The 21,489-nt window shown below is 70.0% G+C and carries 18 protein-coding genes; 9 read left to right on the forward strand and 9 right to left on the reverse strand.

Going from position 1 to position 21,489, the window contains the following annotated elements; translation table 11 throughout:
• Genes AUL35_RS17450 through AUL35_RS17475 form a run of 6 tightly spaced genes read left to right on the forward strand, consistent with a single transcriptional unit; the run spans position 1 to position 7,057 of the window.
• Positions 1-1,584, forward strand: coding sequence for a type II and III secretion system protein family protein (locus AUL35_RS17450; protein ID WP_062017053.1), 1,584 nt, complete (start codon positions 1-3; stop codon positions 1,582-1,584).
• Positions 1,581-2,267, forward strand: a complete 687-nt coding sequence (locus tag AUL35_RS17455) for a CpaD family pilus assembly protein (protein WP_082666410.1) — start codon at positions 1,581-1,583, stop codon at positions 2,265-2,267. The genes AUL35_RS17450 and AUL35_RS17455 overlap by 4 nt, the downstream gene beginning before the upstream one ends.
• A gap of 11 nt (positions 2,268-2,278) precedes the next feature.
• Complete coding sequence (locus AUL35_RS17460; RefSeq protein WP_062017057.1) at positions 2,279-3,556, forward strand: CpaE family protein; 1,278 nt, start codon at positions 2,279-2,281, stop codon at positions 3,554-3,556.
• A gap of 34 nt (positions 3,557-3,590) precedes the next feature.
• Complete coding sequence (locus tag AUL35_RS17465) at positions 3,591-5,051, forward strand: CpaF family protein (RefSeq protein WP_062017060.1); 1,461 nt, start codon at positions 3,591-3,593, stop codon at positions 5,049-5,051.
• Positions 5,048-6,046 (forward strand): type II secretion system F family protein, encoded by a 999-nt coding sequence (locus tag AUL35_RS17470; protein WP_062017063.1) that lies wholly within the window; start codon positions 5,048-5,050, stop codon positions 6,044-6,046. The genes AUL35_RS17465 and AUL35_RS17470 overlap by 4 nt, the downstream gene beginning before the upstream one ends.
• A gap of 21 nt (positions 6,047-6,067) precedes the next feature.
• Entirely contained in the window at positions 6,068-7,057 is a 990-nt protein-coding gene (locus AUL35_RS17475) for a type II secretion system F family protein (protein WP_062017066.1), read from the forward strand.
• A 22-nt stretch (positions 7,058-7,079) separates the two neighbouring features.
• On the opposite strand, the gene AUL35_RS17480 is transcribed toward AUL35_RS17475, so the two are convergent.
• Entirely contained in the window at positions 7,080-7,961 is an 882-nt protein-coding gene (locus tag AUL35_RS17480; protein WP_244493812.1) for a tetratricopeptide repeat protein, read from the reverse strand.
• 108 nt (positions 7,962-8,069) lie between these two features.
• Between AUL35_RS17480 and AUL35_RS17485 the strand changes: the two genes are divergently transcribed.
• The 3 genes from AUL35_RS17485 to AUL35_RS17495 are packed head-to-tail and all read left to right on the forward strand — an operon-like array spanning position 8,070 to position 10,665.
• Entirely contained in the window at positions 8,070-9,455 is a 1,386-nt protein-coding gene (locus AUL35_RS17485; RefSeq protein WP_062017069.1) for a M17 family metallopeptidase, read from the forward strand.
• 8 nt (positions 9,456-9,463) lie between these two features.
• Positions 9,464-9,811 (forward strand): MarR family transcriptional regulator, encoded by a 348-nt coding sequence (locus AUL35_RS17490; RefSeq protein ID WP_062017072.1) that lies wholly within the window; start codon positions 9,464-9,466, stop codon positions 9,809-9,811.
• Complete coding sequence (locus AUL35_RS17495; RefSeq protein ID WP_062017075.1) at positions 9,808-10,665, forward strand: C40 family peptidase; 858 nt, start codon at positions 9,808-9,810, stop codon at positions 10,663-10,665. Before AUL35_RS17490 ends, AUL35_RS17495 begins: the two co-directional genes overlap by 4 nt.
• Positions 10,666-10,710: 45 nt before the next feature.
• Here the strand turns inward: AUL35_RS17495 and AUL35_RS17500 are convergent, their stop codons facing one another.
• The 8 genes from AUL35_RS17500 to AUL35_RS17535 form a co-directional block, all read right to left on the reverse strand.
• Positions 10,711-11,655 carry a glyoxylate/hydroxypyruvate reductase A gene (locus AUL35_RS17500; RefSeq protein ID WP_062017078.1) on the reverse strand — a complete coding sequence of 315 codons (945 nt, stop codon included), beginning with the start codon at positions 11,653-11,655 and terminating at the stop codon, positions 10,711-10,713.
• Positions 11,652-12,305 (reverse strand): NUDIX domain-containing protein, encoded by a 654-nt coding sequence (locus AUL35_RS17505; protein WP_062017081.1) that lies wholly within the window; start codon positions 12,303-12,305, stop codon positions 11,652-11,654. The genes AUL35_RS17500 and AUL35_RS17505 overlap by 4 nt, the downstream gene beginning before the upstream one ends.
• Positions 12,302-13,954 (reverse strand): ABC transporter ATP-binding protein, encoded by a 1,653-nt coding sequence (locus AUL35_RS17510; RefSeq protein ID WP_062017085.1) that lies wholly within the window; start codon positions 13,952-13,954, stop codon positions 12,302-12,304. Before AUL35_RS17510 ends, AUL35_RS17505 begins: the two co-directional genes overlap by 4 nt.
• A 15-nt stretch (positions 13,955-13,969) precedes the next feature.
• On the reverse strand, positions 13,970-15,013 hold the full coding sequence (locus AUL35_RS17515; protein WP_082666412.1) for a cation diffusion facilitator family transporter: 1,044 nt from the start codon (positions 15,011-15,013) through the stop codon (positions 13,970-13,972).
• 4 nt (positions 15,014-15,017) lie between these two features.
• The gene (locus AUL35_RS17520) at positions 15,018-16,142 is read right to left on the reverse strand and encodes an ABC transporter permease (protein WP_062017108.1); all 1,125 of its coding nucleotides are present in this window, start codon (positions 16,140-16,142) and stop codon (positions 15,018-15,020) included.
• A 113-nt stretch (positions 16,143-16,255) separates the two neighbouring features.
• Positions 16,256-17,338, reverse strand: a complete 1,083-nt coding sequence (locus AUL35_RS17525) for a microcin C ABC transporter permease YejB (protein ID WP_062017088.1) — start codon at positions 17,336-17,338, stop codon at positions 16,256-16,258.
• 38 nt (positions 17,339-17,376) lie between these two features.
• Positions 17,377-19,248, reverse strand: a complete 1,872-nt coding sequence (locus AUL35_RS17530; protein WP_062017091.1) for an extracellular solute-binding protein — start codon at positions 19,246-19,248, stop codon at positions 17,377-17,379.
• Positions 19,245-21,125, reverse strand: coding sequence for an extracellular solute-binding protein (locus tag AUL35_RS17535; protein WP_062017112.1), 1,881 nt, complete (start codon positions 21,123-21,125; stop codon positions 19,245-19,247). The genes AUL35_RS17530 and AUL35_RS17535 overlap by 4 nt, the downstream gene beginning before the upstream one ends.
• Positions 21,126-21,489 lie beyond the last annotated feature (364 nt).

Raw genomic sequence — 21,489 nt, forward strand, 5'->3', positions numbered from 1 at the left:
ATGGCCGCGTCCTTCCTCAAGCCGCAATCGCTCGCCCTGCGCGCCGGCCTCTCGGCGCTGGTGCTGGCGCCGACCCTTGCACCCCTGCCGGTCTGGGCCGAAACGTCGATCGTTGCGGTGAACCGCGTCAACCAGGCGATCGCGCTCGGCCTCAACAAGTCGAAGGTCATCGACCTGCCGCGCGATGCCCACGACATCATCGTGGCCAACCCGGCGGTGGCCGACGCGGTGACGCGCACGGCAAGGCGCATCTACATCTTCGGCAAGCAGATCGGCCAGACCAACGTCTTCGTCTTCGACCAGTCGGGCCGCGAGATCGCGGTGCTGGACCTGCGCATCGAGCGTGACATCTCCGGCCTCGAATCGACGCTGCGCAAATATCTCCCCACCAGCGAGATCCGCGCCGAGATGCTGAACGACAACGTCGTCCTGACCGGCACGGTGGAGAACGCGCAGGACGCCGCGCGCGCCGTCGACCTCGCACGGATCTACGTCACGGGCGGCGAGGCGACCACGGGCCAGTACGACCAGTCCCAGACCGTCGCCACCGCGGGGGGCATTTCGATCGGCTCCGACAACAACGAGCGTCGCCAGAAGAGCCAGATCGTCAACCTCCTGCAGATTCAGGGCGAGGACCAGGTCACGCTCAAGGTGACGGTGGCCGAGGTCCAGCGCTCGGTGATCAAGCAGCTCGGCATCAACGGAAGCGCCACCAGCACCGATCCCGACGGCATCAGCTTCGTGGGCGGGATCGACAATCCCTTCGCGCTCGGCAACGCGATCGCCACCAGCGGGCTCAGCGCAAGCGGCGCGATCGGCAGCGTCAACTTCGACGCCATGCTGCGCGCGCTGGAGCAGGCTGGTGTCATGCGCACGCTGGCGGAGCCGAGCCTCACCGCGATTTCCGGTGAAAGCGCCAGCTTCAAGGTTGGCGGCGAGTTCTCCATACCGTCCGGCCGGAGCGTCACGCCGGAAAAGCGCACCAACATCCGCGACGCCAGCGGCCGTATCGTCGACACCGAGATCGAGCAGGAGCAGGTCACGCTGGATCATCGCGAGATCGACTACGGCATTGGTCTCGACTTCACGCCGGTGGTTCTCTCGCCCGGGCGCATCTCGCTCAAAATCCGAACGGCGGTCTCCGAGCCCACCTTCGAGTCGCCCTTCAACCTGTCGGGCAACGCCAAGACCAACTCGTCCAGCATCATCGGCATCCGCAAGCGTCTCGCCGATACGACGGTTGAACTTCCCTCCGGCGGCAGTCTCGTGATCGCCGGTCTTGTTCGGGATGAGGTCAGGCAGGTCGTGTCCGGCTATCCCGGCCTGTCCAAATTGCCGATCCTCGGCACCTTGTTCCGCTCGCGCGACTTCCAGCGCTACGAGACCGAACTCGTGGTGATCGTGACGCCCTATCTGGTGCGCCCCGTCGCCCGGCAGCACCTCCAACGTCCCGACGACAACTTCAGCGTCGCCAACGACGGTGCCACGACGTTCCTCGGACGTCTCAACCGCGTCTACGGCACGGGCGTCTCCGCACCTCCCCCCGAACAATATCACGGCAACGTCGGATACATCTACAAATGACGTCCCCGACCCTCCTTCGCCTCGTCCTTGTCGGCACCGCCCTGACCTTGGGCGCCTGCGCGCGGCCCTCCGACCTCGTGACCGGAGCCGTTCCCGACGACTACCGCTCGCGCCACCCGATCATCGTCGCCGAGGATACGCGCGATCTGGAGATCCTGGTCGCCTCCTCCGACACGCGCCTGACGCTGCCCGACGAAAAGCGCGTCGCCGAGTTCGCCCGCCGCTTCCGAGCGGCGCGCGCGGCGGTGATGCGGGTCGACGTGCCCGCGGGCGGCCCCAACGAGGCGGCGGCCGACCTTGTCGCGCGCAGCGCCGTCGCGGCCCTTCACCGCAACGGCATCCCCCGCTCCCGCCTCGTGGTCACGCGCGTCGACGGCGGCGGCTCGGGCGACGTCCTGCCGCTGCGCTTCAGCTTCAACGCCGTGACCGCCAGCGTCGCGGGGCCCTGCGGCCAGTGGCCGGAGGATCTCGGCAACACCTACGAAAACCGGAACTACCACAATTTCGGCTGCGCCAGCCAAGCCAACCTCGCGGCCCAGATCGCCGATCCGCGCGATCTCCTGGAGCCGCGCGGCCAGGAGGAGATCGACGCCGAGCGCCGCACCACGGTGATCGGCAAGTACCGCGAGGGCGCGCGGACCGGTGCGCAGGCGCCGAACACCGAAACCGACTACAGCTGGTAGGAACGCCAAGGATGACCGACGCTTCCGAGACACTCGACAGCGGATACCGGCCGAGCGACAGCGTCATGGCGGAACGCCTCGACACGCTGCGACCGCTGCCGCGCATCTCCGTCCAGGCCTTCTGCGAAACCGAGGAGGTGGCCCGCGCCATCGAGGCGGCGGGCGCCGACCGGCGCATGGCCAAGGCCCATCTGCGCGTCCAGACCGGCGGCATCCGGGCGGCGGCCGAGCACTATGCCAGCGCGCCGACCCCCAACCTCGTGATCCTGGAGTCGCGCCTGGAGCCGGCCGAGCTTCTGGTGGAACTCGAAAGCCTGGCCGACGTCTGCGATCCCGGCTCGAAGGTCGTGGTGATCGGCCACGCCAACGACGTGTCGCTCTACCGTGAACTGACGCGCCGGGGCATTTCCGAATACATCCTGGCGCCGGTGCATCTGGCCGACGTCATGGCGGTGATCTCGCATCTGTTCGTGGCCGAGGGCACGGCGCCGCTCGGCCGCGTCATCGCCTTCATCGGCGCCAAGGGCGGCGTCGGCTCCTCGACGATCGCCCACAACGTGGCCTGGGCGGCCTCGAAGGAGTTCGGCAACGAGGTGGTGCTGGCCGACCTCGACCTGCCCTTCGGCACCGCCAACATCAACTTCGACAAGGACCCGCCGCAGGGCATCGCCGAGGCCGTGTTCTCGGCGGACCGCCTGGACGAGGTCTTCCTCGATCGCCTTCTGGCACGCTGCGCCGACCACCTGTCGCTGCTCGCCGCCCCGTCCGCCCTCGACCGCACCTACGATTTCGGCGCGGACGCCTTCTCGGCCCTGATCGAGGCCGCCCAGCGCGGAACGCCGGTCGTGGTGCTGGACGTGCCGCATGGCTGGACGGACTGGACGCATTCGGTGCTGCGCCGCGCCGACGAGGTGGCGGTGGTCGCCTCGCCGGACCTGGCGAACCTTCGCAACGCCAAGAACCTCGTCGACACGCTGAAGCGCATGCGGCCGAACGATCCGCCGCCGCGCCTCGTCCTGAACCAGGTCGGCATGCCCAAGCGGCCCGAGATCGCGGTGGCCGAGTTCGCCGAGCCGCTCGGCGTCGAGACGCTCGCCGCCATCGGCTTCGATCCCCTGGCCTTCGGCAGTGCCGCCAATGCCGGCCGCATGCTGGCCGAGACGGACGCCAAGCACCCCGCCTCGGTCGCCTTCGGGGAGATGGCCTACGCGCTCACCGGCCGCAGCCGCGCCAAGCGGCAGGCCAAGCCCTCGCGCGCCGGCCTGCTCAGCCGCATGCGCCGCCGCTGACCCGATCGCGGCCCTCCTGGAAGGAAGCTGACCCATGTTCGGAAAGCGCGGAAACGAAACCCCCCGAGCCAGCGCGCCGCCGGCCGCCGTGGTGGCCGCCGCGGTGCCCGAGCGCGCCCCCCCGCCGCCCGCCGCCGCGCATACGCCGATCCCGCCCAACCAGCGGCCCGAGGCCGCCGCGCCCGCGCCCATGCGCGAGCGGGGCGAGACCTATTACGCCACCAAGAGCAAGGTCTTCGCCGCGCTGATCGACACGATCGATCTCTCGCAGCTCGCCCGCCTCGAGACCGAGGCGGCGCGCGAGGAGATCCGCGACATCGTCAACGACATCATCGCGATCAAGAACTTCGCGATGACGATCGCCGAGCAGGAGGACCTGCTCGCCGACATCTGCAACGACGTGCTCGGCTACGGACCGCTGGAGCCGCTGCTCGCGCGCGACGACATCGCCGACATCATGGTGAACGGCGCGCGGCAGACCTTCATCGAGGTCGCGGGCAAGGTGCAGGAGGCGGGCATCCGCTTCCGCGACAACCAGCAGCTCCTCAACATCTGCCAGCGCATCGTGAGCCAGGTCGGCCGGCGCGTCGACGAGACCTCGCCGATCTGCGACGCGCGCCTGCCCGACGGCTCGCGCGTCAACGTGATCGCGCCCCCCCTCGCCATCGACGGGGCCGCGCTCACGATCCGCAAGTTCAAGAAGGACAAGCTCACCCTCGACCAGCTCACGACCTTCGGGGCCATCTCGCCCGAGGGCGCGGAGATCCTCCAGATCATCGGCCGCGTGCGCTGCAACGTCGTCATCTCCGGCGGCACGGGCTCAGGGAAAACCACGCTTCTCAACTGCCTGACGCGCTACATCGACACCGACGAGCGCATCATCACCTGCGAGGACTCGGCCGAGCTCCAGCTCCAGCAGCCCCATGTCGTGCGCCTCGAGACGCGCCCGCCCAACATCGAGGGCGAGGGCGAGATCACCATGCGTGATCTCGTCAAGAACTGCCTGCGCATGCGCCCCGAGCGCATCATCGTCGGCGAGGTGCGCGGACCCGAGGTCTTCGACCTTCTCCAGGCGATGAACACGGGCCACGACGGATCGATGGGCACGATCCACGCCAATAGCCCACGCGAGTGCCTGAACCGCATGGAATCCATGATCGCCATGGGCGGCTTCACGCTGCCCTCGCGCACCGTCAAGGAGATCATCACCGGCTCGGTGGACGTGATCGTCCAGGCGGCGCGCCTGCGCGACGGCTCGCGCCGCATCACCCACATCACCGAGGTGATCGGCATGGAGGGTGACGTCATCACGACGCAGGACCTCTTCCTCTACGACATCCTGGGCGAGGACTCGCGCGGCCGCCTGATCGGGCGCCACCGTTCCACCGGCATCGGCCGCCCCGCCTTCTGGGAGCGCGCCCGCTACTTCGGCGAGGAGCAGCGCCTCGCCCGCGCCCTCGACGCCGCCGACCCGGCGCGGGCGGCCGCGTCATGATCGCGATCCTCTTTGTCGGGCTCGTCGCCCTGTCCTGCGGCGCGCTCGCCTTCGCGGTGCTGGAGCCGCGCCTCCAGGCCGAGAAGCACCAGCGCAGCCGCTTCTCGCAGTTCGCGGTCACCGAAGGCGAGGCAGCCAACCGCCAGCTCGCGCGCGACCGTCTGCAGGAGGTCGCCAAGCGCCGCCGCACGCTCCAGGCCTCGCTGGACGAGCTCGACGCCAAGAACCGCAAGCGCGACAAGCACGTGCGCAAGCTGACGCTCGATCGCCAGATCGCGCAGGCCGGCTTCCGCTTCTCGGTGCGCGCCTTCTGGCTCGGGAGCGCCGCCCTCGGCCTCGTGGCGTTTCTGGTCGGCCTTGTCATGGGAGCCGGCCCCCTGATCGGGGCGGGCCTGGCCCTGTCGGCCGGCCTCGGCCTGCCGCGCTGGATCCTCGGCATGCGCCGCAAGCGCCGCCAGGCGAAATTCTCCGACGACTTCGCCAACGCGGTGGACGTGATCGTGCGCGGCATCCGCTCGGGCCTGCCGCTCAACGACACGCTGCGCATCGTCGCCAACGACACGCCCGAGCCCGTCTGCTCGGAATTTCGCAACATTGTGGAAGCGCAGCAGATGGGACTGAGCATCTCCGAGGCGGTGGAGCGCCTCTACCAGAACATGCCGCTGCCCGAGACGAACTTCTTCGCGATCGTCATCACGATCCAGAGCCAGGCCGGCGGCAACCTCGCCGAGGCGCTGTCGAACCTCTCGCGCGTCCTGCGCGAGCGCAAGAAGATGAAGGCCAAGATCCAGGCCATGTCGATGGAGGCCAAGGCATCGGGCGGCATCATAGGCGCCCTGCCGCCGATCGTGGCTTTTCTCGTGTACCTGACGTCGCCCGACTACATCATGGTCCTGTTCTCCACCGTGCAGGGCAATCTCGTGCTGGCGGCCGCCGCCTTCTGGATGGGCATCGGCATCATGGTGATGCGCCAGATGATCAACTTCGACTTCTGATCCGGGCAGGGGGACACTTTCATGGATGCCGTGCTGCGCTTCCTCGGCCTGTCCGGTGAGACGGCTCTCGGCCTTCTCGTGGGGATCGCCGTTTTCACGACGCTTCTCACCGTTGCGTTGCCGCTTCTGACGGGACGCGAGCTCAAGACGCGCATGCGCGCCGTCGCGCTAGAGCGTGATCAGGTGCGGGCGCGCGAGCGGGCCCGCATGGCCAGCGAGCGCGACGGCAAGAGCCGCAGTCTGCGCCAGGAGAGCGCCCGGGGTTTCGCCGCGACCGTTGTAGAGAAGCTCGACCTGCGAAAGGCCCTGGCGGACGAGGCGACGCTGACCAAGTTGCGGGTGGCAGGCTTTCGAAGCCAGCGCTCGCTCACGCTTTTCCTGTTCTGCCGCGTAGCTCTGCCGCTGGTCTTCCTGCTTCTGGCCGTCTTCTACGTCTTTGGCCTTGGGGTCTTGTCCGGGAAGCCGCTGCTGATGCGGGCGGCCGTGTGCATCTTCTCGGCCTATGCCGGCTTCTATGCGCCGATCATCTACGTCCGCAACGTCGCCTCCAAGCGCGCCCAGTCGATCGGTCGCGCCTGGCCGGACGCGCTCGATCTTCTCCTGATCTGCGTGGAATCTGGCAACTCGATCGAGGCCGCCTTCCGGCGCGTCGCAGACGAGATCGGCATTCAGTCCGTACCGCTCGCCGAGGAACTGGTCCTGGTCTGCGCCGAACTCTCCTACCTGCCCGAGCGCCGTCAGGCCTACGAGAACCTCGCCAGCCGCACGGGCATCGAGAACGTTCGCTCCGTATGCACGGCGCTGATTCAAGCCGAGCGATACGGTACGCCGCTGGGTGTCGCCTTGCGCACCATGAGCCAGGAAAGCCGCGATACACGCATGGCGGCGGCCGAGAAGAAGGCTGCCGCCCTGCCTCCCAAGCTCACGGTCCCGATGATCGTGTTCTTCCTGCCTGTTCTGTTCGCCGTGATCATCGGCCCCGCCGTGATCAACATCATGGCGCTGCCCTGAGAATAGGGGGCGCCGCCCAACGTCAGCCGCGCTCGGCTCGCAGCTCGCTCCAGGTGTTCTTCTGGCCCAGCATCTGACGCAGATACGCGACGTTGCCCTTCGCCTCCTCGGGCGACAGCACCGCCGAGGCGATGCGCTCGGCCTCGTCGAAGCGCCCCTGCAGCCCGACCACCAGCGCCAGGTTCTGGCGCACGCGCACGTCCGCGCCGGGCTGCTTCACGGCGCGCGACAGCGCCTCCTCGGCGGCCGGCAGCTCGTTCGCGAGCAGGTAGCTCATGCCCAGGTTCGACAGGACCGAGGGCTCGTCGGGCTGGATCACCAGCGCCCGGCGATACTGGGCACGCGCGGCGTCCTTGCGGCCCAGCTGGTCGAGGATCGCCCCTTCCGCCGACAGGAGGCGCCAGTCCGGCCGGTCCGGCGTCTGGGCGCGGCGCACCGTTTCGAGCGCCTTGGGAAGGTCGCCCGCCGCCGCCAGCGCCTTGCCATAGGCGGCCAGGACGTCGCGGTCGGTCGGGTGCTTGATCGCGACCTGCTGCATCACGGCGAGCGACTGCTCGTTGCGGCCCGCCGCCTGCAGCGCCGAGGCGTAGGCGAGGCCCGTACCCCGGTCGTTGGGGTTCTTCTCGTAGGCGGAGCCGTAGACCTTCTCGGCCGCCTGCGGGTCGGTGGCGATCAGCGAGGCGGTCGCGGGCGAGGGCGCGGTCGCAGGCGCCGCGGTGCCCGCGGGCGTCACGGAGCCGGTGGTCATGCGCGAGGTCTGCGTGCAGCCCGTCAGGAGAACCGCGGCCAGAACCGCCAGGACGCCCGCGCCGCTTGCGCGCACGGGGGAGCGGGGGTAGGCCGAATGGCGGCGTCTGGTCCTCTCGGGCTGGGCGGGGACGGCCGTCGCGCGGGTCTCGGGCAAGGTTCGCATCGCTCGTTCTTCTCTCGGCCGGTCCGCCATCGGGCGGCATCGCGGCGACCCTAGAAACCCAACCTTGACGCGCCCTTGATCCTTTGAAGGACAGACGACATGACGATTGCCGAGCGGCTGCTTTCCGACCCTTCCGACACGCGGCCCGTGTACCCGGTCTTCGAGGGCCGGCTGGAGGCCCTGCCGGTCAGTGCGCGAGCCTGGGCCGAGGCGAACGGGTTCAAGGCCGCCGCGGGCGCGCTTCTCGTCCTGCCAGGCGAGGACGGGCGCCCCGGCGGCGCGCTGCTCGGTCTTGGCGCCGGTCCCGCTACCCCTGAGACCGCGATGCTGACAGGGGCGCTGGCGCAGCTTCCCGCCGGCGCGTGGCGGCTGGAGGAGGCGGGCCTCGAGGCGGACCTCGCCGCGCTCGGCTTCCTTCTCGGCGGCTACCGCTTCGAGCGCTACGTCAAGCCGGCCGATCCCGAGCGCGCCCCGCGCCTCCACGTGCCGGGCCTCGCCTCGCGCGAACGGGTCCTGCAGGCGGCCGAGGCGATCTGCGCCGTGCGCGACCTCGTCAACACCCCCACCAACGACATGGGGCCGGACGCGATCGAGGCTGCCGCGCGCGAGCTGGCCGGCCGGCACGGCGCGAGCGTCGAGGTGACGGTGGGCGAGGCGCTCCTGCCCGGCTTCCCGATGATCCATGCGGTCGGCCGCGCGAGCGCGGTCGCGCCGCGCCTCGTCGATATCCGCTGGGGCGAGGCGGGAGCCCCCCGCGTCACGCTGGTCGGCAAGGGCGTCGCCTTCGACACGGGCGGTCTCGACATCAAGCCGGCGTCCGGCATGCTCCTCATGAAGAAGGACATGGGGGGCGCCGCCAACGTCCTCGGCCTCGCCTCCATGGTGATGGCGGCCAAGCTGCCGGTGCGGCTGCGCGTCCTCGTGCCGGCGGTCGAGAACGCGATCTCGGCCAATAGCTTCCGCCCCGGCGACGTCCTGCGCTCGCGCCAGGGCGACACCGTGGAGATCGGCAACACCGATGCGGAAGGCCGCCTGATCCTCGCCGACGCGCTCTCGTTGGCGGGCGAGGAGGAACCCGAGATCCTCGTCGACATGGCGACGCTGACGGGCGCGGCCCGCGTGGCGCTCGGCCCCGACCTGCCGCCCTTCTACACCGACGACGAGGCGCTGGCCGGCGAGATCGCGGCGGCAGCCACGGCCGTCCACGACCCGCTCTGGCGCCTGCCGCTCTGGAAGCCCTACGCGAAGGCCCTGTCGTCCAAGATCGCCGATACCAACAACGTGACGGCGGACGGCTTCGCGGGCTCGGTCACCGCCGCGCTCTTCCTCCAGCGCTTCACGGGCCGGGCGAAGAGCTGGGTGCATTTCGACATCTACGGCTGGCGTCCGCAGGCCGGGCCGCTCGGTCCCGCCGGCGGCGAGGCGCAGGGCATCCGCGCGCTGTACCATATGCTCGCCGCGCGCTATCCCGCCGCCCGAGGGTAGAAACCGCCGTGGTCGAGATCAGGCCCGCCCAGGCGCTCCGCCTTCTTCATCGCACCGCGCTCGCGCAGTCGCGCGAGGCCGGGCCCGATCTCACCTTGCGCCAGACCGCGATCCTCCTCACCATCTATCTCGAGCCCCCGCCCCACACCGTGCGGGGGCTCGCCGAGCGGCTCGGCGTGCGCAAGCCCGTGATCACGCGGGCGCTCGACACGATGGGCCGGATGGACCTCCTGGAGCGCCGGCGCGACCCCGCCGACGCGAGGGTCGTCCTCGTTCGACGAACCGTGAAGGGAAGCCTCTACGTGAGCCACATGGCCGATCGTCTCGTCGCGGAAGCGGGAGCCCTCAACCGATGACAGCCCTCGATCCCCGCCTCAACGCCATTCGTCCCGATCTCGCCGACGCGCGCCTGCGCGGCCGCGTCGAGGCCCGCCACTTCGCACAAGGGCGCGAGGCTTGCGTGCGCACGCCGGTGGCCGACCTGCGCCGGCGCGCGGGCTCGGACCAGCCCCTCGAAACCCAGGCGCTCTTCGGCGAGGCCGTGCGCGTCTTCGAGGACGACGGCGAGGGCTGGAGCTGGGTGCAGCTCGAGCGCGATCGCTATGTCGGCTGGATGCCGAGCGCTTCGCTCGTCGACGGCGCGCCGCCTGCGGCCACGCACCGCGTCCGCACATCCCGCACGCTGGTCTTCCCCGGCCCCGACATCAAGCAGCCCCCCATGCACGACCTGCCGCTGGGGGCGAGGGTACGGGCGAGGGGGGAGGCCGAGGACCGCAACGCGCGATACGCCCTGATCGAGCCCTTCGGCGCGGTGGTGATGCAGCATCTGGAGCCTGCGGACGCGGTCGCCCCGGACTTCGTGGCAGTGGCCGAGCTCTTTCTGGGCGTGCCCTATCTCTGGGGCGGCAAGTCGGCGCTCGGCATCGACTGCTCGGGGCTCGTGCAGCTGGCGCTGGCGCAGGGCGGCCTCGAGGCGCCGCGCGACACCGACCTCCAGTTCCGCGACCTCGGCACGGCATTGCCCGATGGAGGGGGCCTCCAGCGCGGCGACCTCGCCTTCTGGCCCGGCCATGTCGGCATCATGCTGGACGGCGAGCGCCTGCTCCACGCCAACGCCCACCACATGATGACGGCGGTCGAGCCGCTCGCCGAGGCGGTCGCGCGCACGAGCGCCAAGGGCACGGCGTTCCTCGGCCTCAAGCGCCTCTGACGGCTTCGGGGCGCGGCGATTCCCGCCGCGCCGCCGCGCCCGGCGTCAGTATCCCGCGCGCCGGTCCACCACGTGCCGCAGCGGCTCACCGCGCCGGTGGGCCGCGATCTGCTGGGTGATCAGCGGGGCAAGCGCCGCCGGGTCCGAGGAGGCGGCGGCGTGCGGCGTCACGAAGACGCGCGGGTGACGCCAGAGCGGGCTGTCCTGGGGAAGCGGCTCGCGCTCGAACACGTCGAGCGAGACCTCCATCAGGCGGTTGTCGTTGAGAGCGCGCAGGATCGCCGAGTCGCGCTGCAGCGCGCCGCGCCCCGCGTTGATGAGGACGGGCGTGCCGAGCGGCGTCTCGCGCTTCAGGCGCGACAGGAACTCGTCGTCGATCAGCCCGCGCGTCTCGGCCGTGAGCGGCAGCAGCACGACGAGGATGTCGGAGCGCGCGAGAACCTCGCCAAGCCCGTCCTCTCCATGGAAGGTCTCGACGCCTTCGACCTCGCGCGGTCCCCGGCTCCAGCCGATCACCGGGAAGCCCATGAGGCGCAGCTTGGCGGCGGCGTCCCGGCCGAGTTCGCCGAGGCCGAGCACGCCCACCGTCACCTCGGCCGCCGCCGGCTGGCGCCGCTCGTTCCAGATGCCGACGGCCTGCTGCGCCCGGTAGGTCGCCCCGCGCCGCAGATGGTCGAGCGCGCGCCAGACGACGTATTCGCTCATGCGGTTGGTGAGGTCGGGCGCCACGATTCGCACCACGGGCACGGAGGCGGGAACGGTGCGGTCGGCGAGGATATGGTCGACGCCCGCTCCCAGCGAGAAGATGGCCTCGAGGTTCGGCAGCTCCGACAGGACGCTCGGCGGCTGTCGCCAGACCACGGCGTAGCGGATCGTCTCGTCGCGCGAGGAGGAGGGGCGCAGGACGATGGTTTCGCTGGGCGCGGCGCGCAGCATCGCGTCGCGCCAGCGCGTGGGATCGAAGCCTGTGACCGAAAGAAGGATGCTCATTCTGCGCCTTGCGTCGTCAGCGTGTCCTGGAGAAGCCGCGCCCTTTCGCGGCCGTGGCGTGCGAACCAGTGGGTCGCGCAAAGAAGAAAGCCGTTCTCGATCGCGCCCGCGTCCGCCGCCTCGACCAGCGCGTCGACGGGTGCCAGAAGCGGCAGGATGTCCTCGTGCTCCGAGGCGAGCCCCGCCGAGCCGGAAAGGTTCGAGGCGTCCACCAGCGCGAGGAAGAAGGTGATGCGCTCGTCGGTGAGGCCGGGCGAGGACAGCATGGAGAAGAGTTCCGACACCGCCAGCACGTCCAGCCCCGTTTCCTCGCGCAGCTCGCGCGCTGCGCTGTCCTGCGTCGCCTCGCCGTCGTCCACGAGCCCGGCGGGAAGCTCCAGGGGGGCCGCGTGAGGCGTCGAGAGCGCCGCGCCGATGCGGAACTGGCGGATCAGGACGATTGCGTCCTGGTCTGCGTCGTAGGGGATCACCACGGCTGCCCGGCCGCCGCGCATGACCTCGCGCCGCACCTGGAGCGCCTCGCCCTCGGCCAGGCGCTCGTGGCGCAGCTCGATCGCGTCGACCGGCCGGAAGCCGTCGAAGACGCGCGGTTCGTTCGTGATCGTGAAGTCGAGCGGCTGGTCCTCGAGCCGGCGCCGGTAGAGGCTCACGAGCCGATTCCTTCCGCCGGTGCCGCCTCGATGCGGAAGGCCGCCGCCATGAGCGCGCGCGTGTAGTCGCTTCGCGGCCGCTCGAAGATCTCCTCGGCGGGCCCGTGCTCCACCACCTCGCCGCCGCGCATGACGATCACCTCGTTGGCCAGGGCCCGGACCACCTTCAGGTCGTGGCTGATGAAGAGATAGGCGAGCTCGTGCCGTTGCTGCAGCTCGCGCAGGAGGTCGACCACCTGCGCCTGGACGCTCATGTCGAGCGCCGAGGTCGGCTCGTCCAGCATCACGAAGCGCGGGTTCAGCACCATGGCGCGGGCGATGGCGATGCGCTGGCGCTGGCCGCCGGAGAACTCGTGCGGGTAGCGGAAGCGCGTCGCGGGATCGAGGCCGACCTCCTCCAGCGCCGCGACGACGCGGCGGTCGCGCTCAGTGCCCGACAGCGAGCGCTGGTGGACGCGCAGCCCTTCCGCGATGATCTCGCCCACCGGCATGCGCGGCGAGAGCGAACCGAACGGGTCCTGGAAGACGATCTGCATGCGCTCGCGCAGCGGTCGAAGGTCGCCAGAGCGCTTGCCGTCGATGCGCTCGCCCTCGAACAGGATCTCGCCCTCGCTGGCGATCATGCGGGTGAGGGCGAGGCCGAGCGTCGTCTTGCCGGATCCCGACTCGCCGACGACGCCCACCGTCTGGCCTGCCCGCACGGCGATGTCGATGCCGTTCACCGCGCGGACATGATCGGTGACGCGGCGCATGAGCCCGGTGCGCACCGGGAACCAGACCTTTACGCCGCGCCCCTCCATCACCACGGGCGCGTTGGCGTTGGCGGCGGGCGGGCGGCCCTTGGGCTCGGCGGCCAGCAGATGGCGCGTGTAGGGATGCTGCGGGCGGGCGAAGATCTCGGCGGTCGGGCCGGTCTCGACGATCTCGCCCTTGGTCATCACGCAGACCCGGTCGGCGATGCGCCGGACGATGCCGAGGTCGTGGGTGATGAAGAGGAGCCCCATGCGCCGCTCGCGCTGGAGCGTCTTCAGAAGCTCCAGGATCTGGGCCTGCACGGTCACGTCGAGCGCGGTGGTCGGCTCGTCGGCGATCAGGAGGCGCGGCTCGTTGGCGAGCGCCATCGCGATCATGACGCGCTGGCGCTGACCGCCCGACAGCTGATGGGGATAGGCGCCGAGCCGCTTCTCGGGGTCGCGGATGCCGACCTGATGGAGAAGCTCCAGCGTGCGGGCGCGCGCGGCCGAGCCCGACAGGCCTCGATGGACGCTCATCACCTCGCCGATCTGCCGCTCGATCGTGTGGAGCGGGTTGAGCGAGCTCATCGGCTCCTGAAAGATCATAGAGATCTGGTTGCCGCGTACGCGCCGCAGCGCCGCTTCGTCGGCATGGAGGAGGTCGGTCCCCTCGAAGCGCACCGCCCCGCCCGGATGGCTCGCGGCGGGATAGGCGAGCAGCCGCAGGATCGAGAGCGCCGAAACCGACTTGCCGGAGCCCGACTCGCCCACCAGCGCCACGGTCTCGCCCTCGCGGATCGCGAAGGACACGCCCTTCACGGCGAGGCTCGTGCCTCCTTCCGCGCGGAAGGCGACCTGAAGGCCCTCGACGCTGAGAAGCGGCGGCGACGCGGGGGAGGCGAGGGGCTGGCTCAAGGGCGGCTCGGGATTTCAGGCGAAGCGGGGCGGGGCGGCATGGACGTGATCGTGGCCGTGCTCATGGTCGTGGTCGTGATGGCCGCCCGCGTGGCGGTGGCCGTGCCCGCCGGAGCGGAGCGCGGCATCGACCGAACAGGGGTCGGCCGCCGCATCGGCGCAGGCGCCGCGCTCGATCTCCACGGTCGCGTGGCCGATCGCGAAGCGCTCCCGCAGCTCGGCCTTGATGCGCGCCACCGTGTCGCCCGCCACGCCGTCCGCGACGCAGGCGTGGAGGGTCGCGGCCCGGCGCTGGGGCGTCAGCATCCAGACATGGACATGATGGACGTTGGTGACGCCCGGAATGCGCGTCTCGATATGGCTTGCGACCGCCGGGCCATCGACGCCCGCCGGCGCGCCCTCCAGAAGCACGTGCGCGGACTGGCGCACGAGCCGTCCGGCATTGCCGAGGATGAGGAGGCAGACCAAGACCGAGAGGATCGGGTCGATCGGCGTCCAGCCGGTGGCGAAGATGACGATCGCGGCCGCGATCGCCGCGACCGAGCCGAGGAGGTCGCCGAGCACGTGGAGCAGCGCGCCGCGCAGGTTGAGATCCTCCGCGTCGCCGCCGTGCAGGGCGAAGAAGGCGCCGATATTGACGAGGAGCCCGGCGATCGCGACCGCGAGCATCGGCCCGGCGAGGATCGGCGCGGGATCGGCGAGCCTTTCCCAAGCCTCGAAGAGGATGAAGCCGGCGATCGCGAAGAGTACGAGGCCGTTGGTATAGGCGACGAGCACCGAGAAGCGGTCGTAGCCGAAGGACCGACGCGCGTCGGCGGGGCGACGGGCGAGGCGGGCGGCAAACAGCGCCAGCAGCAGTCCCGCGAAATCCACCAGCATGTGGCCGGCATCCGCCAGCAGCGCCAGCGAGCCCGACAGCCAGCCGCCCGCGGCCTCCACCACCATGAACGTGCCGGTGAGCCCGGCCGCGATCAGGAGCCGCCGCTCGCTCGCGCCATGGGCGTGATCGTGATGGTCGTGGCCGGAATGATCGCCGTGATCGTGCGCGTCGTGGCTCATGGGATCATCCGAAGCTCTTGCGGGGGTCGAAGGCGTCGCGCACCGCCTCTCCGACGAAGACGAGCAGCGACAGCATGAGCGACAGGACCACGAAGCCCGAGATGCCGAGCCAGGGGGCCTGGAGGTTGTTGCGCCCCTGCGAGAGGAGCTCGCCCAAGGAGGGCGAACCCGGCGGCAGGCCGAAGCCGAGGAAGTCGAGAGAGGTCAGCGTCGTGATCGAGCCGTTCAGGATGAAGGGCAGGAAGGTCAGCGTCGCGACCATGGCGTTGGGCAGGAGGTGGCGGCCCATGATGGTCCAGTCGCCGACGCCCAGCGCGCGAGCGGCATTGACGTATTCGAAGTTGCGCGCCCGCAGGAACTCGGCGCGCACGACGCCGACGAAGGCCACCCAGGAGAAGAGCAGCATGATGCCAAGCAGGATCCAGAAGCCCGGCGGCAGGATCGCGGCGACGATCAGCAGGAGGTAGAGGACCGGGATCGAACTCCAGATCTCGATGAAGCGCTGGAAGACGAGGTCGACCCAGCCGCCGAAATAGCCCTGCACCGCGCCCGCGAAGACGCCGATCACCGCGCTGGCTGCCGTCAGGATCAGGCCGAACAGCACCGAGATGCGAAAGCCGTAGATGAGGCGGGCCAGGACGTCGCGCGCCTGGTCGTCGGTGCCGAGCCAGTTCCAGTTGCCGAGGGTGCAGTTGGGATCGCTCACCCCTTGCGGATAGCGCGCGCAGAGCTCCTCCTTCGAGAAGGTCCAGGAGGGCGGCGAGGGAGCGGGCGAGGGGATCTCGTTGTTGACGCTGTTGTACGAGTAGCGGATCGGGGGCCAGAGGGCCCAGCCGTTTGCGGCGATCTCGTTCTGGATGAAGGGGTCGCGGTAGTCGGTGACCGGCAGGAAGCCGCCGAAGACCTCTTCCGGATAGTCGCGGAAGACCGGCGTGTAGTACTCGCCCTTGTAGGATACGAGGATCGGCCGGTCGTTGGCGACGAACTCGGCGCCGAGCGTGACGACGAAGAGCGCGAGGAAGATCCAGAGCGACCACCAGCCGCGCCGGTGCGCCTTGAAGTTGCGCCAGCGCCGCTGGTTGAGGGGCGAGAGGCGCGCGCCCTTCGTGACGAGGGCGGGCGGCGCCATCTGCGCGAGGCCACCCGCGTCGGCCTGCGCCTGCGCCGCCACGACGCCTTCCGGTGCCGCGTCGTGACGCAGACGATCCTCGCGGGGGCTGTCCGGGGTGCGGTCCGCCATGTTCAGGAGCCCCGCCGCTCGAAGTCGATGCGCGGATCGATCCAGGTGTAGGTGAGGTCGGAGAGCAGCGTCGTCAGGAGCCCGATCAGCGAGAAGATGTAGAGGGTCGCGAAGACCACGGGATAGTCGCGCTTGTAGATGCTCTCGAACGAGAGAAGGCCCAGCCCGTCCAGCGAGAAGATGGTCTCGATCAGGAGCGAGCCGGCGAAGAAGGAGGAGATGAAGGCGCCGGGAAAGCCCGCCACGATGATCAGCATGGCGTTGCGGAAGACGTGGCCGTAGAGGACGCGCCGCTCGGTCAGGCCCTTGGCGCGCGCGGTGGTGACGTACTGCTTGCGGATCTCGTCGAGGAACGAGTTCTTGGTAAGGAGCGTCGTCGTGGCGAAGGCCGAGAGCGAGAGCGCGATCAGCGGCAGCGTCAGGTGCCAGAAGTAGTCCGCGATGCGCGCCGGCCAGGACAGCTGCGCCCAGTTGTCGGAGGTGAGGCCGCGAAGCGGGAACCAGTCGAGGAACGAGCCGCCCGCGAAGAGGACGATCAGGAGCACCGCGAACAGGAAGCCGGGAATGGCGTAGGCGACGATGATGACGCCGCTCGTCCACGTGTCGAAGCGCGAGCCCTCCTTGAGCGCCTTGCGGATGCCGAGCGGGATCGAGATCGCGTAGGAGAGGAGCGTGATCCAGAGGCCCAGCGAGATCGAGACCGGCAGCTTCTGCCGGATCAGGTCGACGACGGTGGCGTTCGAGAAGAAGCTCGTGCCGAAGTCGAAGCGCGCGTAGTTCCAGATCATCTCTCCGAAGCGCTGGAGCGGCGGCTTGTCGAAGCCGAACTGCTGTTCGAGCCGCTTGATGAACTCGGGGTCGAGGCCCTGAGCCCCCCGGTAGCTGGAGCTCTCGCTGGATGCCGCCACCGTGTCGCCGCCACCGCCGCCCAGGCGCTCGCCCGCGCCGCCCTGGCCCTGGAGCGAGGCGACCACGCTCTCCACCGGGCCGCCGGGCGCGAACTGGATCACCAGGAACGACACCGCCATGATGCCGAACAGCGTCGGGATCATCAGGAGAAGGCGTCGGAGGATATAGGCGGCCATAGAGGATTCCGTGTGGGGGCTCGGCGGTCGGCGGCCCGTCAGGCCCGGCCGATCGCCTTGGCCTTGGCCTCGTCGTACCACCAGAGCCGTTCCGCCGGAAACCCGTAATCGGGCTTGGCGGCGGGGCGGCCGAACATGTCCCACCAGGCCATGGCGTGCCCTTGCGCGTGGATGTTGGGGATCCAGTCGAGCCGGGCACGCAAGGTCCGGTCGAGGCAGCGCATGAGCGTGTCGAGCTGGCCCCTCGTCCTCGCCTCGCCGATGGCAGCCAGAAGCGCGTCGACACCGGGGTCGGCCATGCCGGGATAGTTGTAGGAGCCGTTCCGATCACGCGTCTGCGACCCGAAGAAGAGCTGGAGGCTCTCGCGCGTCGGCGTGCCGTTCAAGGAGAAGCGCGCGAGCACCATGTCGAAGTCGAAGCGGTTCAGCCGGTCCTGGTACTGCGAGGCATCCACCACGCGCATGGTCGCGTCGATGCCCAGAAGCCGCATCGTCTCCACCATCTTGCCGTAGACTCGGGCCTGCTCGGGGTCGTTCAGCATGTATTCCAGCGTGAAGCGCTCGCCGCTCGCGTTGACGAGCGAGCCGCCGGAGCGTGTCCAGCCGGCCTCCGACAGAAGTCTCGCCGCCTCCTGGAGCAGCCTGCGGTCGCGGCCCGATCCGTCCGACACGGGCTGGCGCCACACCTCGCCGAAGACCTCGGGCGGCAGCTGCGCGCGCAGGGGCTCGAGGACGGCGAGCTCATCGGGCGAGGGCGACCCGGTCGCCACGTAGGTCGAGAGCTGGAAGGGCGAGTCGGAATGCTCGCGCAAGGAGAACAGGAGGTTGGCGTTGGTCCACTCGAAGTCGAAGCACAGGTTGATCGCGCGGCGCACGCGCGCGTCGGCGAAGCGCGCGCGGCGCTGGTTCAGCGCCCAGCACTGGAAGTTCGGCCACTTCTCCTCGGGCAGGATTTGCCGGACGACCCGCCCCTCGCGCACGGCGGGAAAGTCGTACTCGTTGGCCCAGGCGCGCGTGGTGAACTCCTCGCGAAGCGTGGTGTCGCCCTTCTTGAAGGCCTCCAGCGCCGTCTGCCGGTCGCGGAAGAACTCGACGCGGATCGTCCCGAAATGGTCGAGCCCGCGGGCGAACGGCATGTCGCGCGCCCAGTAGTCCTCGCGCCGCTCGTATTCGACGAAGCGGCCGGGAATGAAGGCGCCGATCCGGTAGGGCCCAGAGCCGGGGATCGGGTCGAAGCCGCCCTGGCGGAAGGGACGGTTCGCGAAGAAGCCCTGCGGCACCACCGGCAGCGACAGCGTGGCGAGCGCGGTCGGGAGCGTCTGCCGGCCGGAGAACCGAAGGACCACGGTCCGCTCGTCCTCGGCCGTCGCCTCTTCCAGCTCGGCCAGGGCGACAAGAAGGCTCGGGTGTCCCTCCTCCTTCATCGAGCGGTAGGAGAAGGCGACGTCGGCGGCCGTGACGGGGTCACCGGTCGAGAAGCGGGCTTGCGGTCGCAGGCGGAAGCGGAACGTGTTCTCGTCCGCCGAGACCGTGACGCTTTCCGCCAGCTGACCGTAGAGTCCGTCCGGCTCATCCAGCGAGCCGACCATCAGCCCGTCGTAGAGATATTCGATGCGCGGCGGCGCGTTGCCCTGGAGGACGAAGGTGTTGAACGTGTCGAACGTGTCGGGCGCCTGGTTGAGGATCCAGTAGGGCGCCGTGAAGACGACGCGCCCGCCCTTCGGGGCGTCCGGGGTCGCGTAGCCGAAATGCGTGTAGTCCGGGCCGTAGCGCAGGTCGCCGAAGGCCGAGAGCCCATGGAGCGGCGTGTCCTTCGCAAGGGCCGCGAAGGCGCGAGGGGGCAGCGCGCCGGCGGCCAGCGCGCCGAACGCCAGCTGGCCGAAGCCGCGACGGGTGAAGCGGGCGTTCACGGGCGCGGGGCCTTCGGCGCGGCGGGATCGGGCTCGGAGGCGGCGGCCGCGTCGGCCGGCGTGTTGACCGCGACCTCGCCCTTGACCCACCAGGAATAGGGATCGATGCCCTGATAGGCCGGCCCCTTCTCGGGCATGCCGAACTTGTCCCACCACGAGAGCCAGATCTCGGGATTGTGGTACTGCGGCACGACGTACCAGTTCCACAGGAGCGTGCGGTCGAGCGCGTGGGTCGCGGCCACCAGGCTTTCGCGGTCGGGCGCGAAGATCACCTTGTCGATCAGGGCGTCCACAGCCTCGTTGCGGATGCCGGGCGTGTTGCGGCTGCCGGGCTGCGAGGCGGCGCGGCTCGACCAGAAGTCGCGCTGCTCGTTGCCGGGCGAGAGCGACTGGGCGAAGAGGTCGGTGATGACGTCGAACTCGAAGTTGTTGACGAGAGCCTGGTACTGCGAGGCGTCCACGACGCGTGTGGTGGCAAGGATGCCGAGCCGGCGCAGCTGGTTGGCGAAGGGGTCGATCACGCGGCTGGCGGACGGGTCGGCCGCCAGGAACTCGATCGTGAAGGGCTTTCCCTGCGCGTCCACGAGGCTCGAGCCCTGCCGCCGCCAGCCAGCCGCCGTCAGGAGCTCGAAGCTGCGGCGCAGCGTCTCGCGCTCGGCATTGGGCTTGGAATAGTCCGGCAGCGCGTAGGGCGTCGTGAAGACCTCCGGCGGAAGCTTGTCGCGCAGCGGCTCCAGAAGCGCGAGCTCCGCTCCTTGCGGCAGGCCGGAGGAGGCGAGCTCGGTGCCCTGGAAGTAGCTCGTCGTGCGCCGGTAGAGCCCGTAGAAGAGTGAGCGGTTCATCTCCTCGAAGTTGTAGGCGAGCGTGATGGCCTGGCGCGTGCGCGGGTCGGCGAACTTCTCGCGGCGCGTGTTGAGCACGAAGCCCTGCATCGGCTCACCCGTTTCCGAGGCGAAGGCGCCCTTCTTCACGCGACCGTCCGTGACGGCGGGGAAGACGTAGCCGGTCGCCCAGCGCCCGGCCGAGTTCTCCAGCCGGTAGTCCTGGTAGCCGCCGCGCTTGTAGCCCTCCCAGGAGGCGCTCTGGTCGCGGAAGTAGGTGTAGCGAATGGTGTCGTAGTTGTAGCGTCCCTTGCGCGGTCCCTTGTCGGCCGCCCAGTAGTCCGGCAAGCGCTCCCACTCGACCACGGAGCCGGGCTGGAAGCTCTTCACGCGGTAGGGACCGGAGCCGACCGGGATCTCCAGCGTCGGCTGCGTGATGTCGCGCTTCTTGCCGGATGCGTCCGTGCCCTCCCAGAAGTGCCTGGGCAGCACCACGAGGTCGCCCATGATGTTGGGAAGCTCGCGGTTGCCGGTCTGGTCGAAGCGGAAGGTGACCTCCCGGTCGCCCGTGACCTCGGCCGCCGTCACGCTGCGGTAGTAGTTGGCATAGAGCGGCGAAAGCTGCGTGACGGTCTGGAAGCTCCAGACGACGTCCTCGGCGGTGATCGGCAGGCCGTCCTGAAAACGCGCCTTCGGATCAATGCGGAAGGTCACCGAGGAGATGTCGGCGGGATAGCGCAGGGCTTCCGCCACTAGCGCGTGGGCGACGCCGGGCTCGTCGGTCGACTGCTCGAGAAGCGTGTCGTAGGCGATGCCGCCGCCGAACGCCGCAAAGCCCGCCGCGGGTGTTCCGCGCACGGGGAAGGGGTTGAAGCTGTCGAACGTGCCGGGCGTCGAGTAGCGAAGGGTTCCCCCCTTCGGCGCGTCGGGATTGACGTAGTCGTAGTGCGAAAAGCCGTCGGGATAGCGCGACGGGCGGATCAGTCCGTTCGAGGCGTGCCACTCGCCGGCGGCCGGCGCGGTCGCGGCCGGGCTTGGGGCGGGGCCTTCCGCCATCGCGCCGCGCGAAGCGCCAAGGAGGAGAAGCGCGGCGGCCAGAACGGCGAGGCGGGGCGGGCGAGGGGCCAAGGGCTTGGGTCTCCGGCGGAACGCATGAGACGATCCCGGCCGGACGCGCCGGTGGGGATCGCGCTCCCCGAAGGTAAAGACACAGACGCCCCTGTCCACCGTTGATGCGAAAAGGGGCCGGACATCGCTGTCCGGCCCCGTTCAAGATGCTGCGATAACGGGTGCGCCCTTACGGGGCGGGCTGGGTCGCCGGAGCGGCCGGGGCCGCAGGCTGGGCCGCCGGGGCGGCAGGCGCCGCGCCGGGTGCGGGAGCCGGTTGGGCCGCCGGGTTGCCGGCCGCGCCGTTCGGCTG

The organism is Aureimonas sp. AU4 (assembly GCF_001463765.1).
Taxonomy (GTDB): domain Bacteria; phylum Pseudomonadota; class Alphaproteobacteria; order Rhizobiales; family Rhizobiaceae; genus Aureimonas.